The sequence below is a fragment of the Lentzea sp. NPDC054927 genome (assembly GCF_053610285.1).
Genome location: NZ_JBSGXZ010000079.1, coordinates 1 through 13,447 on the forward strand (window position 1 = coordinate 1; position 13,447 = coordinate 13,447).

Genomic DNA, 13,447 nt, shown 5'->3' on the forward strand with positions numbered 1-13,447 from the left:
GATTCTCCGCTTCCGGCGCGGGTTGCGCCCCCATCAGCCGGGGGGTGGGGTGGGCCCCGCCCCGCGCCGCCCCCCCCGGCGGCGCTGCCAGGTCATCCGGCGGGAGCGGGGAAGGGAATCGCCTTCGTGCTTGGGGTCGCGGGCCACGAAGGATCCACGGTTCTGGTGGCGCTCAACGGGACGCGGCTGCTGTCCGGCGGCCGACGGCGGCGAGTCCGCTGAACCGCTCAGGGTGTTCGTCGACGTCGTCGAGCGAGGCGGGCCTCCACAGCGGCAGGAACACCACGCCGGGCTCGACCACGTCGAAACCCTCGAACAGATCGATGACCTGCGCCTTGGAACGCATGGTCATCGGGGTCGGGGTGCGGCGGTAGAGGTTCTGGTGCGAGTCGGCCTGGTGCGGCTGACCGTCCTGACTGGCGTGCGAGAGGACCAGGAAACTGCCGGGCGCCATCACCTCGCGGTATCCGGCGACGATGGCCGCCGGGTCGTCGCCGTCGGACACGAAGTGCAGCACCGCGACCATCATGACCGCGATCGGCTCGTCGAAGTTCAGCAGCGAGCGGACTTCCGGGTTGCCCAGGACCTCGTCCGGCTTGCGCAGATCGGCCAGCACGGCGGCGGTCCGCTGGTTCCCGTCGAGGATGGTGCGGCTGTACGCGACGGCGATCGGATCGTTGTCGACATACGCGACCCGAGCGTCGGGCGCCGCGGCCTGAGCGACCTCGTGCACGTTGCCCGCTGTCGGGATGCCCGAGCCGAGGTCGAGGAACTGACGAACACCGGCGTCGACGCAGAACTGCACAGCGCGGCGCAGGAACGCCCGGTTCGCCTGCATGATCAACGGCAGGTCCGGCCACATGCCCATCGCCCGCTCGGCCATCTGCCGGTCCACCGCGAAGTTGTGCGCGCCGCCCAGGTAGTAGTCGTACACCCTGGCCGCGCTGGGCCGAGTGAGATCGACTTCGCCCGACTGCACAGCCGAGTCGTCCGCCATACATCCCCCATTCCAAGGCCACGGTGGCGGTCTGACGTTAGCCCAGCCGGCTCACCACACCCGGTTCAGGCGCCTTCCCCGAGAGGGCGGTGTCTAAACGACATCGATAATGATTACCATGTTCCCTAGTTTCGGCCGCACGGCTCGCGACCGAGGAGGAGGACTGGTGGGTCACCTGTTGATGATCGAGAGCTGGGTCGGTGCCATGAGCTCGTTGCTGCCCAGGGCGGTCAACGAGTCAGGGCATCGCTTCACATTCCTGACCCGCGATCTGCACCACTACCTGCGCGCCGCCCCATCGCACCCGCACCCGCTGCTGGCCGCGGACAACGTGCTGACGGCGGAGACCAACGACGTGCCCGCCCTGCTCGACCACGTCGAACAGCTGCACGCGGTGCTGCGCTTCGACGGCGTGATCTCCTCCTGCGACTACTACCTGCCGACCGTCGCGCGGGTCGCCGCGCACCTCGGCCTGCCCGGTCCTGATCCACTCGCCGTCGAACGGGCCTGCCGCAAGGACCTCACCCGCACCGCCCTGCGCGAGGCGGGTGTGCCCGGTCCCCGCTTCGCGCTCGCCGACGACTGGCCCGCGCTGGCCAAGGCCGCCGCGGAGCTGGGTTATCCGCTGGTGGTCAAGCCGGTCGACCTGTGCGCCGGGATGCACGTGCGCAAGGTGGCCGACGAGTCGGAGCTGCGCGAGGCGTTCGCCGCGATGGAGGCGTTCCCGGTCAACGCCCGCAACCAGCCCAGGGTGCGGACCGTGCTGGTGGAGGAACTGCTGACCGGGCCCGAGGTGAGCGTGGAGACCGTCACAGTGGACGGTGCGACGCACGTCGTCGGCGTCACCGACAAGAGCATCGCGGGCGACCCGTGGTTCGTGGAGAGCGGGCACATGTTCCCCGCCGACATGACCACCGCCGAGGCCGAGGCGGTCGCCGTCGCCGCGATCGAGGCGCTGGGCCTGGACCGCGGCGTCGCGCACACCGAGGTCAAGCTGACCTCCGACGGCCCGAAGCTCGTCGAGGTCAACCCCCGCCCGGCCGGCAACCAGATCACCGAGCTGGTCCGTCGCGTCACCGGCATCGACCTGCCCGCGGTGTACGCACAGCTGGCCGTCGGGGAACGGCCGGACCTGAGTCCGGCGGACACCGGTGTGCGCAGCGCCGCGATCTCCTTCGTCCTGCCGCAGCGCTCCGGGCTGGTCGCCGCTGTCCGCGGCGCCGAGGCGCTCGGCACCGCGCCGGGCGTCGTGGACTGGTCGATCAAGCAGCCCGGCCACCGGGCCGGTGATCCGACGAGCAACAACAGCTACCTCGGCCACGTCGTGGTGACCGATCCCGCCGGCCTCGGCGCGCGTGCGCGGGCCGAGCAGCTCGTAGGCGGCCTCTCCGTCGACTACGCCGAGGTGCCCGCGTGACGCTCACCAACCTCGTCGAGCTCGTCCGGGGTGGTGGACTGGGTTGCGACCCGGCGACGTGCACGGTGTCCGTCGGATTCACCACCAGACAGGGCGCCCGGCACACCACGCGCGGGCAGTCGTACCGCAACACCGTGGTCAGCCTGCGAGTGGAGGAGGCGATCGGCTCCTGCGCGGTGGAGGACATCGCCGACGACGACGTGCACGCCTGCGTCGGGGCGACGGTCCTCGACCTGCTCGGCCACCCGAACCCGGCCATCCGCACCGCTGCCCTCGACGCCTATCTGGCGCACGTACGCCCACACCACCTGTCCGCCACGAAGTCGCTCACCATCGGTCCCGGCAGCTCGCTGGCCAAGTCCATGGCACGGGCGGAGGCCGTCGTGGACCTGCTGGACCCCGCGCCGGGCGACCGGGTGCTGGTGGTCGGGGTGGTCAACTCGCTGCTGCACCACCTGCGAGAGCGAGGCGCGACGTACGTGCCGTGCGATCTCAAGGGCGGTCGCACCGAGTGGGACGAGCCGATCGCCACGGACGCGGAGAGCGCGCTCGAAGCGTGTGACCTCGTGCTGGCCTCGGGGATGACGGTCGGCAACGGCACGTTCGAACCGCTGCTGCGACACGCCGCCGACGCGGGCAAGCCGGTGGTCCTGTTCGCGCAGACGGCCAGCGCGATCCTCCCGTGGTTCATCGGGCACGGAGTACGCGCCGTGTCGGCCGAGCCGTACCCGTTCTTCTGGCTCGATGGCGGCCCGACCACGATCCACCACTACACGGAGCGCCCGTCGTGACGGTCCCCCGCCAGAACCGGCACCTGCTCGGCCTTCTCGGACAGAGCCCGGTCGCCCGCATCGACACACCACTGCCCCACCGGCACGGCGGGTTCTGGGCCAAGCTCGAATGCCTGAGCGCCGGCGGCATGAAAGCGCGCGGCGCCGTGTCCATGCTGCGTGCCGCTCGTGAACGCGGTGAGCTGCGCCCAGGCGCGGTGGTCGTGGAGTCGACCAGCGGCACCCTCGGCCTCGGCCTCGCGTTCGCCTGTCAGGCCTTCGGTCACCCGGTGGTTCTGGTGGTGGACAGCGAGCTCGAGCCGTCGATGCGCGCCCTGTTGCGCGCGCACGGCGCCCGGCTGGAGGTGGTGGACCGGCCACACCCGGTCGGCGGATGGCAGCAGGCGCGATTGGACCGGCTCCAAGCCGTGCTGCGCGAGTATCCCGACGTCTACTGGCCCGACCAGTACAACAACCCGGACAACCCCGGCGGGTACGCGGAGCTGGCCAGGGAACTGGTGGAGCAGCTCGATCCCGTCGACGTGCTGGTGTGCAGCGTGGGCACCGGCGGGCACAGCGCGGGCGTCGTGCGGGAGCTGCGCCGGTATTGGCCCGGTTTGCGGTTGATCGGTGTGGACGCTGTTGGCTCCACGATCTTCGGGCAGCCCGCGCGGCCCAGGGTGATGCGCGGGCTGGGCAGCAGCATCCATCCCCGCAACGTCGCCTACGCCGAGTTCGACGAGGTGCACTGGCTGGGCCCGGTCGAGGTGGTGGACGCCTGCCGCAGGCTCGCTCGTGACGCCTTCGTCACCGGTGGCTGGAGCAGTGGCGCGGTCGCGCTGGTTGCCGCCTGGGCGGCCAGGGTCGAGCCCGGCGCGGTGGTGGCGACCGTCTTCCCCGACGGCCCGCACCGCTACCTCGGCACGATCTTCGACGACGACTTCTGCCACGCCAGAGGTCTGCTCGGGCCGGCCGCCGACCGGCCGGTGGAGATCGGCGACCCGCACGGCGTGGAGGCGACGGGCTGGACGCGGTCCCGCTCGGTCGTCGCGCCACGAGCGGCGGTGCTCGCGTGAAGATCGACTGGGAGGTCTACGGCCTCGAGTTGGACACGCCGCTGCGCATCTCCAGGTCGGTCATGTCGCGCCGGGACGCTGTGCGGGTCGTCGTGGCGCACAACGGTTTACAAGGCCACGGCGAAGTGGTGACCAGCACCTTCTACCGGCTCGACGTGGAGGCGATCACGTCGCAGTTGGACCGGCTGCGGCCGGTCCTCGCCGACTCGGACTCGCCGGAGACCGCGCTCGACGCTCTGCACGCCGACAACGCGATTCCCGGGGGTGTGCGGGCAGCGGTCGACGCGGCCTTGCACGACCTGCTCGGCCTGCGCGATGCCGTGCCGGTGCACGCGCTCGTCGGCGTCCCGAAATGGCACGACGTCCCGACCGCTTACACGATCGGCATCACCACACCTGAGGACGCGGCAGCCCGGGCCGCCGCGCTGACCGGGCGTGGGTTCTCGGTGCTCAAGGTCAAGGCCGGAGCCGATCCGGAACGAGACGTCGCCACCGTCGCCGCGGTCCGGGCCGCCGCACCGGACGCCCGGCTGGTGCTCGATCCCAACGGCGCCTGGAGTCCGGACGAGACGGTGCGGGTGATCGAACGGATCACCGCCGCCGGCGTCGTGCTCGACGCGGTGGAGCAGCCGATCCCGCCCGGCGATCCGGACGCGCTGGCGTGGGTCCGGGAGCGGTGCCCGGCGCCGCTGGTCGCCGACGAGGACGCCGCCACGGTCGCCGACGTGCGCAAGCTCGCGGGTGCGGTGGACGGCGTCAACATCAAGCTCGCCAAGTGCGGTGGCCTGCGTCCGGCGCTGGAGATCGTCTCGGCCGCCTATGAGGGCGGACTGGACGTGATGCTCGGCTGTCTGGTGGCCAGTTCGCTCGGCATCGCGCCCGCGGTCCACCTCGCCGGGCACGCGCGGTGGGTCGACCTGGACGGGCACCTGTTGCTGGCGCACGACCCTTGGTCAGGAATCGGTGGCGAGGACGGCACCCTTCGGCTGTCCGGGAAGCCGGGCCTGGGCGTGGTGCGGCGATGACGGCACCCCTGCGGCTGTCCTGCGTGCCGGGGCCGGGCGTGATGCCGCGATGAGCCGGTTCGCGCTGCCGGTGCGGTTGCTGCTGGTCAACCAGTTCGCCGTGAACACCGGCTTCTACCTGCTCATCCCCTACCTGGCCGTGCACCTGGGCGGTCTGGGCATGTCCGCCGCGGTGATCGGCGTGGTGCTCGGCGTGCGGACGTTGAGCCAGCAGGGCCTGTTCCTGGTGGGCGGCACCGCATCGGACCGGTTGGGACCGCGGACCGTCATCCTCGCCGGCTGCGCGTTGCGCGCGGTGGGGTTCGGGCTGTTCGCAATCGGCGACTCGCTCGCGGTCGTGCTGGCCGCGTCGGTGCTCAGCGGGCTCGCGGGTGCGCTGTTCAACCCGGCGGTGCGGGCGTACATCGCGTTGGAGGCGGGTGAGGCGCGGACGGAGGCCTTCGCCCGGTTCAACGTCTACGCCCAGGCGGGCGCGTTGTTCGGGCCGGTGCTCGGCAGCGTGTTGCTGCTGTGGGACTTCCGGATCGCCGCGGTGGTGGCGGCCGGGATCTTCGCGGTGCTGACCATCGCCCAGGCCGTCGTGCTGCCCGCGCGGCCGGCCACCCGCAAGGGTGGGTCGGTGCTCGGCGACTGGCGCGAGTGCCTGGCGAACCGCCGGTTCGTGGCCTTCACCTGTGCGCTGAGCGGGATGTTCGTCCTGCAGAACCAGCTCTACCTGCTGCTGCCGATCCAGGCGCAGGAGGCCACCGGGTCGGCGGGCGTCGTCGCCGCGCTGTTCGTCGTGTCCACAGTGGCCACGCTGCTGTTCCAGGTCCGCATCACCCGCCTGCTGTCGGACCGGGCGCGGGGGCCGGTGATCGCGGCGGGCCTCGCCGTCATGGGCGCGGGCTTCGCCGTCCCCGCGCTCTGGTCAGGACTCGTCCCGGTGCTGGTGGCCACGCTCGCGCTGGCCGTCGGCGTGATGATCGCGAACCCCCTCGTCTACGACCTGATCCCCTCGTTCGGCCCGGACAGCCTGGCGGGCACCCAGTTCGGCGTGTTCTACCTCGGATCAGGACTGGCCGCCGCTCTGGGCAACACCGCGATCGGCTGGGTCACCGGATTCGGTGACCGGCTCGCGGCCCTGCTGTGCGTGGCGATCGGACTCACCAGCGCCGCGGGAGTCGCCTGGCTGCACCGCCGCGGCGCGCTCACGCCACGACAGCCGGAGGTCGCCCGATGAACCTGCTCACTGACAACCCCGAGCTGTACGAGCACCAGTTCCCCGACCCTGAGCACGTCGCCGCCCGGTTCGTGCACGACGTCGTGACCCGGTTCGGCGGTGGACAGGACCTGCTCGACATCGGCTGCGGCACCGGTCGTGACGCGGGATGGTTGTCCCGCAACGGTTACCGCGTGTCCGGGTTGGACAGCTCGGAGAACATGCTCGCGTACGCCCGCGAGCACCACCCGGCGATCGACGTGACGTTGGGCGACATGCGCTCGTTCGACCTGGGTCGCTGTTTCGACGTAGTGACCTGTTTGGACAGTGCGATGCTGTACTGCCACACCAACTCTGACCTCGACGCCTTCCTGGATCGCTGCCGAGCACACCTCTCCCCAGGCGGTTTGTTCGTCGCCGAGATGCGCAACGGGGCGTTCTTCCTCGGCAACACCGAACTTCTCGACGGCGTGCGCACTCGCTCGGTCACGTGGCGGGGCACTGAGTACACCTCGCGCACCGAGCTGTGGATCGACCACGCAGCCCAGTTGTTGTGCCGCCGACGCGCGTGGGAATGGGCCGGGCGCACCGAACCGCTCGTGCAGCGGTCGGCCTGGCGGTTGCTGTTCCCCCAGGAACTGCGCCATCTGCTCGACCTCGCCGGGTTCGACGTCCTCGCCCTGTTCGACGCGCCCGGCCCCCGCACCGACCAGCCCTGGACCGCCGACGCCCCGTTGAGCGGCGCGCTGTCCGGCGACCGCCTCCACGTCGTGGCCCGCCTCCGCCGAAGCGGGTGCCAGTGAAAGGAACCAGCATGTCCCTGAACCGCCGCGGTTTCCTCGGCCTCACCTCCGGTCTGGCGGTCGTCACCCTCGCGGGGTGCGGCAGCGGTGCGACCTCCGCCTCCTCCACGCCGCGTGCCGGTGGCAGGCTCCGTGCCGCGTTCGCCGGTGGTGGCGCCAAGGAGGTCCTCGACCCGCACCTGGCCAATCTGTTCGTGGAAGCCGCGCGGTCCAAGGCGATGTTCGACAAGCTCGCGGACCTCGGCGGCGACGTGGCGCCGCAGCCGCGGCTCGCGGAGAAGTGGGAGCCGAACGCTGACCTGACGCGCTGGCGAATCAGCTTGCGCAAGGCGGTGTTCCACGACGGCAGACCCGTGCGAGCTCAGGACGTGCTCGCGAGCTACGCGCGCATCCTCGACCCGAACCGTGCGTTCCGCGCCAAGTCGAGCCTCGCGCTGATCGACCTGCCGAACAGCCGCGCCGTGGACGACCACACCGTGGAGTTCGCGCTGAAGCGGCCCTTCGGCGAGTTCCCCAACGCCCTCGCGGCTTTCGGCGCGTACATCGTCCCGGAGGGCGCGGAGGACTTCACCAAGCCGGTCGGGTCCGGGGCGTTCAGCTTCGTGTCGTTCGAGCCGGGCAGGTCCGTGCTGCTCAAGCGCAACCCCGAGTACTGGGAGGGCGCGCCGCTGCTGGACGAGCTGGAGTTCGTGATCGCCAACGAGGAGTCGGCGCGCACCAACGCCCTGCTGGGCGGTCAGGTCGAGTACGCGCACGACCTCACGCCGACCACCGCGCGCAGTCACGCTTCCGGTGACCGGATGACGATCCACCGCTCCCCCAACAGCGCCGTGCAGGCGTTCGCCATGAAGGTGGACCGGCCGCCGTTCGACAACCGCGATCTGCGGGAAGCGTTGTTCCTGCTCGCCGACCGGCCGCAGCTGGTGGAGTCGGTGCTGGCGGGTAGCGGGCAGGTCGGCAACGACCTGTTCGGCAAGGGCTACCAGCACTACGCCGACCTCCCGCAGCGGGAGCGCGACGTGGACAAGGCGAAGTTCCTGATCCGCAAGGCGGGTGCCGAGGGTCTGGTGGTCAAGCTCGACACCTCCACCGCCGCGGCCGGCATGGTGGAGGCCGCCACGGTGTTCGCCGACCAGGCCAAGGGATCCGGGCTGACGATCGAGGTCGCGCAGGGCAACAAGGACAGCTACTGGGCGGACACGCTCAAGAACGGCTCGCTGTCGAGCTTCCGCTCCGGAGCCATGCCCATCGAGACCCACGTCGCACAGCGCCTGCTCAGCGGATCGGGCACCAACGTGACCAAGTGGGCCCGGCCGGAGTTCGACGCGCTGTACGAGAAGGCGGTGTCCACTTCGGACGCAGGCGCGCGCACCCAGGCCTACCAGGAGATGCAGCGCGTGCTGCACACCGAGGGCGGCTACCTGATGTGGGGCTTCGCGGACTGGATCGTGGGCGCGAAGCCGAACGTCGGCGGGATCTCCACCGCGCCGGCCAACACCCTCGACTGGGCCAGGTTCGACAAGGTGTGGCTGGGTTGAGCCTCGCGTCCTACGCGGCCCGGCGTGCCGCGCTCGGGCTGATGCAGGTGCTGGCCGTGGTCACCCTCGTGTTCTTCCTGGTCGAGGCTCTGCCGGGAGACGCGGCGGTGGCCCTGGCTGGCGACAATCCCGACCCCGCGCGGATCGCCCAGATCCGCGCGTCCATGGGTCTGGACCGGCCCGCACTCGAGCGGTTCGCCGAATGGCTGATCGGGCTACCGAGGCTGGACTTCGGTGAGTCCCTGGTCTCGGGACGCCCGGTCGCCCAGTTCCTGTCCGCCGGGATCGGCCCGACCGTCGTGCTGGCGGTGCTGACCCTGGTGCTGTTGTTGCCGATCTCGGTGCTGGTCGGTGTGCTGGCCGCGTTGCGCGAGGGCAGCCTGCTCGACCGCGCGCTGACGTCGATCAGCGTGGCGCTGCACTCGATTCCGGAGTTCGCGCTGGCCGTGGTGCTGATCGCGGTGTTCGGCGTGCAGCTGGGCTGGCTGCCGCCGACCGCGGTCGGTGCGAACGTGCTCGCCGAGCCCGCGGTGCTGGTGCTGCCGTTGGTGGTGCTGCTGGCGCGGCCGATCTGTTCGATCAGCCGCCTGGTGCGCGCGGGAATGGTCGACGCGCTGGCGTCCGACTACGTCCGCCACGCCCGGCGCCTGGGAATCGGCGAGACGCGGGTCCGGTTCGCCCACGCCCTGCCGAACGCCCTGTCGCCGGCGGTGCAGCAGGTCGCGCGCACCACGGACTGGTTGCTGGGTGGGGTGATCGTCATCGAAGCGGTGTTCGTGATCCCCGGCCTCGGGACCGTGCTGGTGGACGCCGTGGCCGCACGCGATCTGCCGGTGGTGCAGGGCCTGGCGGTGGTCTTCGCGGTCACCACGGTGGCCGTGAACCTGGTGGCCGACCTGGTGGGTTTCCGCCTGGCCCCGCGCGCCGAGGTGGCCGCGTGAAGCGGGCGGGCATCGGCGGACTGCTGATCGTGGTGCCGTTGGCGTTGGCGCTGCTGGGTCCGCTGTTCGTGCCCGAGCAGACGGCCCGCAGCGCCTCGTTCATGCCGCTGGGTCTGCTGGGCACCGATTTCGTGGGCCGTGACACCTGGCACCAGGTGCTCGCCGGCGGCCAGACGGTCGTGCTGGTGGCGTTGCTCGCCACCGCCTTCTCCTACCTGGTCGGGGTTCCCTACGGCGTGGTCGCGGCCACTGCGCGGCTGCGGCTGGTCGACGAGGTGCTGATGCGGCCGCTCGACGTGCTGCTGGCCGTGCCGTCCTTGCTCGTGCTGATCCTCGTGGCCGCCATCACCGGGCAAGGCCTCGTGGTGCTCATCGGCATCGTCACGCTCGTCAACTTCCCCGACGTCGCCCGCCTTTCCCGCGCAACGGCATTGGAGATCGCGGGGCGACCGGCGTTGGAGGCGATGCGCATGCAGGGCGAGTCGTGGTGGCAGACCTCGATCGTCTACACCGGACGGTCGATGCTGCGCACGCTCGCCGCCGATCTCGGCGTACGGCTCACCTCCGCGCTGTACCTGGTGGCGTCAGCCAGTTTCCTCGGCGTCGGCGTGCCACCCGACGCGGCGGACTGGGCCGTGATGGTGGACCGCAACCGCGGCGGGTTGTTCCTGCAGCCGTGGGCCGTGGTGGTACCCGCGCTGCTGATCATCTCCTTGTCGATCGGGTTGAACCTGGTGTTCGACCGCGCACTGCGGAAGGTTCGGACATGACTCCGGTCGTGCACGTGGAAGACCTGCGCGCCGAGGCGGGCGGGCACGTGCTGCTCGACAGCGTCAGCTTCGCCCTGTCCGCGGGCCGGGTCCTGGCCCTGGTCGGCGCCTCGGGCAGCGGCAAGACCACCACCGGCCTGGCCCTGCTCGGCGAACACTCCCCCGGTGTGTCGGTCAGCGGTCGCGTCGAGGTGCGCGGACGGGTCGGGTTCGTTCCTCAGCAACCAGCGTCAGCGCTCAACCCGGTGCGCCGTCTGGATGCCGTGTTCCGCGAGATCGCCGCATTGCACGACGGTGATCCCGACGAACTGGTGACCACGGCACTGCGCCGGGCGCGGGTGCCTGCCGACCTGCTGCGCCGCTATCCGCATCAGCTCTCCGGCGGCCAGCAGCAACGGGTCGTGCTCGCCCAGGCACTCGTCGGCAACCCGGCGGTGCTGGTGGCCGACGAACCCACCACCGGTCAGGACGCCCTGACCCGCGCCGAAGTCGTCGACGAGCTCGCCGCCGTCGTCGCCCATGGTGTGGCGCTGGTGCTGCTGACCCACGACGTGGAAGTGGTGCGGGCACTCGCCGACGAGATCGTGGTGCTGCGCGCGGGGCGCGTAGTCGAAGCCGGACCCGCACACGAACTGCTGACCAATCCGCGTGAGGACTACACCCGTGCGCTCCTGGACGCTGTGCCGTCGGTCCCCGCCGAGGTCCCCGAACGGGCGCCACGTATGCGGGTTCGCGGCCTGACCGCCCGGTATCGCAACGCCACCGTCCTGCACGACGTGGATCTGGAAGTCGGGGAACGGCTGGCGGTCGTCGGCCGCTCAGGCAGCGGCAAGACCACCCTCGGCCGTTGCCTGGCGGGTCTGCACCAGCAGGCCACCGGCGAGGTGCTGCTGCACGACCGGCCACTCGCGCGGTCGCTGCGCCGACGGCCACGAGCCGCGCTGGCCGCCGTGCAGTACGTCTTCCAGGACGCACGAGGGTCGTTCGACGAGCACCGCCCGGTGCTGGACCAGGTCGCCCGGACCGCGGTGCGGCTGCGCGGTGTGCGCCCCGCCGAGGCCCGCACGTCGGCGCTCGCCGCCTTGGCCCGCGTCGGCCTTGCCCCCGACACAGTGCTGCGCCTGCCGCGTGGCCTGTCCGGCGGCGAACTCCAGCGGGCCGCCCTCGTGCGCGCCCTGCTCGCCGAACCGGAAGTGCTCGTGTGCGACGAGATCACCTCAGGCCTGGACGCGGTGACCCGTGCCGGGCTGCTCGACCTGCTCGCGAGCGTGCCGTGCGCGCTCGTGCTGATCAGCCACGACCTCGATGTCGTGGCCCGGCTGGCCGACCGGGTAGCCGTGCTCCACGAAGGACGCGTCGTCATGCAAGGTCCGGTCGCGACCACTTTGGACGGCGCGAAAGAGAGGATGAAGTGAACAAGCACCACTCCTACCCAGCAGGATCCTATGAGGTGCGGTTGGCGACCCACGCCGACCTGCCAGGTGCCCGCAGCGTCATGCTGGACACCTTCTACCGCGAGTTCGGCCACGGCTACCGCCCCCAGTGGCACACCGACGTGATCGACCTGGCCGGCGTCTACCTGGAAACCCCCAGGCACGCGCTGTTCGTCGCGGTCGACGGCGACGAGGTCGTGGGCACCACCGCCGTGCGGGCGCAGGGACCCGCCAGCCCACCTCACCCGGCCTGGATCGCCGAGCGCTACTCCGGTGACAGGACGGCTCAGCTGTTCCGGGTGTACGTCCGGGCAGAACACCGGCGCCGCGGCTTGGCGCGGGCGCTGGTCGACGCCGCGATCAGGTTCATCGCCGAAACACCTGGCTACGAACAGATCTACCTGCACACCGACACCCGCGTGGCCGGTGCCGAAGGGTTCTGGCGCTCGGTCGCGGTCGAGGTGTGCGATGCGCGCGACGGCGATCCCGACCGCAACCAGACCGTGCACTTCGAGATCCCCGTCCCTGCTCTCGCCGGCTCGGCCGAGGCGAGGTGATGTGATGCGGTTACTCGCACCTGGGCCGGCGGGCGGTCAGAACCCGCCGGCCTGAGTGCCCTCCCGGGCTTCACGGAGGTGCTCGTGCGCGTGACCATCAGCGGAACCTGCGCCGGATGCGCACAAGCCGGTTAGCGCGGCCAGCGCTCGTGGTGGTCGTCGATGCGGAACTCGTGCGCGTGCCTCCACGCGCCGCCCGCGAGCACCGCGTCGTGCAGATGGTCGTGATCGGGCTCGAGGTCCTGATGCACGTGCTCCACCACCTTCGGGTCATGCGTCGGCCACAGGCGCCATGCCACGAGCGCCGCAATGGCCGTGACGCCGCCAAGGACGATGAATGCCGTGGTCATGTTCGCGGCGGTGGCCACCCACCCGGCCAGCGGGTAACACAACAACCAGCAGGCGTGGGAGAGCGCGAAGTCGGCGGCGAACAACGCAGGCCGATCGCACGAGTCAGCGGATCGGCGCAGGAGCCGCGCACCTGGCGTCAGCGCGAACGAGCATCCGGCGCCGATCAACGCCCACAACACCAGCAGGGCGGGCCAATGCCATCCACTCAGCAGCGATGCGAACGCGGACCCGGTCAGCATCAGTGCGACCAGTGCCACGGAGGCTCGCAGCACCAGTGCGCGGTCGGTCACGCGGTCGAGCAACTTGGGCAACACCAGTGCGGCCACTAGGGATCCGACGCCGTTGAACGCCAGCGCGACGGCAACGTCAGAGGCGCCGCGGCCGAGCACATCTCGCACATAGGCGACCGTGTTCACCAGCACCATCGAACCCGCTGCGGCCGCCGCGAGGTGCACGGCCAGCAACCCGCGCAGGCGCGGTGTCGCCAGGTAGATCCGAATACCGCGAGTCGTTGCCGCATAAAGGCTTTCATCGCGCCTCACCGGCCTCGGCCGCGGCACCACCGCCG

The 13,447-nt window shown here is 71.0% G+C and carries 13 protein-coding genes; 11 read left to right on the plus strand and 2 right to left on the minus strand.

Going from position 1 to position 13,447, the window contains the following annotated elements:
• Positions 1-172: 172 nt before the first annotated feature.
• Positions 173-997, minus strand: coding sequence for an SAM-dependent methyltransferase (locus tag ACWGE0_RS44855; protein ID WP_452266952.1), 825 nt, complete (start codon positions 995-997; stop codon positions 173-175).
• 166 nt (positions 998-1,163) lie between these two features.
• Here ACWGE0_RS44855 and ACWGE0_RS44860 point away from each other — a divergent pair, with 166 nt between their 5' ends.
• Genes ACWGE0_RS44860 through ACWGE0_RS44910 form a run of 11 tightly spaced genes read left to right on the plus strand, consistent with a single transcriptional unit; the run spans position 1,164 to position 12,528 of the window.
• Positions 1,164-2,414, plus strand: a complete 1,251-nt coding sequence (locus ACWGE0_RS44860) for an ATP-grasp domain-containing protein (protein WP_452266953.1) — start codon at positions 1,164-1,166, stop codon at positions 2,412-2,414.
• Positions 2,411-3,205: a Rossmann-like domain-containing protein gene (locus tag ACWGE0_RS44865; RefSeq protein ID WP_452266954.1), complete on the plus strand. Its 795-nt coding sequence runs from the start codon at positions 2,411-2,413 to the stop codon at positions 3,203-3,205. Before ACWGE0_RS44860 ends, ACWGE0_RS44865 begins: the two co-directional genes overlap by 4 nt.
• Positions 3,202-4,260, plus strand: a complete 1,059-nt coding sequence (locus ACWGE0_RS44870; RefSeq protein ID WP_452266955.1) for a PLP-dependent cysteine synthase family protein — start codon at positions 3,202-3,204, stop codon at positions 4,258-4,260. The genes ACWGE0_RS44865 and ACWGE0_RS44870 overlap by 4 nt, the downstream gene beginning before the upstream one ends.
• Positions 4,257-5,285: a dipeptide epimerase gene (locus tag ACWGE0_RS44875; RefSeq protein ID WP_452266956.1), complete on the plus strand. Its 1,029-nt coding sequence runs from the start codon at positions 4,257-4,259 to the stop codon at positions 5,283-5,285. The genes ACWGE0_RS44870 and ACWGE0_RS44875 overlap by 4 nt, the downstream gene beginning before the upstream one ends.
• Before the next feature lie 49 nt (positions 5,286-5,334).
• Positions 5,335-6,507 (plus strand): MFS transporter, encoded by a 1,173-nt coding sequence (locus tag ACWGE0_RS44880; RefSeq protein WP_452266957.1) that lies wholly within the window; start codon positions 5,335-5,337, stop codon positions 6,505-6,507.
• The gene (locus tag ACWGE0_RS44885) at positions 6,504-7,289 is read left to right on the plus strand and encodes a class I SAM-dependent methyltransferase (RefSeq protein WP_452266958.1); all 786 of its coding nucleotides are present in this window, start codon (positions 6,504-6,506) and stop codon (positions 7,287-7,289) included. The genes ACWGE0_RS44880 and ACWGE0_RS44885 overlap by 4 nt, the downstream gene beginning before the upstream one ends.
• An 11-nt stretch (positions 7,290-7,300) precedes the next feature.
• Positions 7,301-8,827, plus strand: coding sequence for an ABC transporter substrate-binding protein (locus tag ACWGE0_RS44890; protein WP_452266959.1), 1,527 nt, complete (start codon positions 7,301-7,303; stop codon positions 8,825-8,827).
• Complete coding sequence (locus ACWGE0_RS44895; RefSeq protein ID WP_452266960.1) at positions 8,815-9,768, plus strand: ABC transporter permease; 954 nt, start codon at positions 8,815-8,817, stop codon at positions 9,766-9,768. The genes ACWGE0_RS44890 and ACWGE0_RS44895 overlap by 13 nt, the downstream gene beginning before the upstream one ends.
• Positions 9,765-10,538, plus strand: coding sequence for an ABC transporter permease (locus ACWGE0_RS44900; protein ID WP_452266961.1), 774 nt, complete (start codon positions 9,765-9,767; stop codon positions 10,536-10,538). Before ACWGE0_RS44895 ends, ACWGE0_RS44900 begins: the two co-directional genes overlap by 4 nt.
• Positions 10,535-11,953, plus strand: coding sequence for an ABC transporter ATP-binding protein (locus tag ACWGE0_RS44905; protein ID WP_452266962.1), 1,419 nt, complete (start codon positions 10,535-10,537; stop codon positions 11,951-11,953). The genes ACWGE0_RS44900 and ACWGE0_RS44905 overlap by 4 nt, the downstream gene beginning before the upstream one ends.
• A 35-nt stretch (positions 11,954-11,988) precedes the next feature.
• Positions 11,989-12,528: a GNAT family N-acetyltransferase gene (locus ACWGE0_RS44910; protein WP_452266963.1), complete on the plus strand. Its 540-nt coding sequence runs from the start codon at positions 11,989-11,991 to the stop codon at positions 12,526-12,528.
• A 131-nt stretch (positions 12,529-12,659) separates the two neighbouring features.
• On the opposite strand, the gene ACWGE0_RS44915 is transcribed toward ACWGE0_RS44910, so the two are convergent.
• Positions 12,660-13,447, minus strand: a 788-nt coding sequence (locus tag ACWGE0_RS44915; RefSeq protein ID WP_452266964.1) for an MFS transporter, incomplete at its 5' end; no start/stop codon positions are given.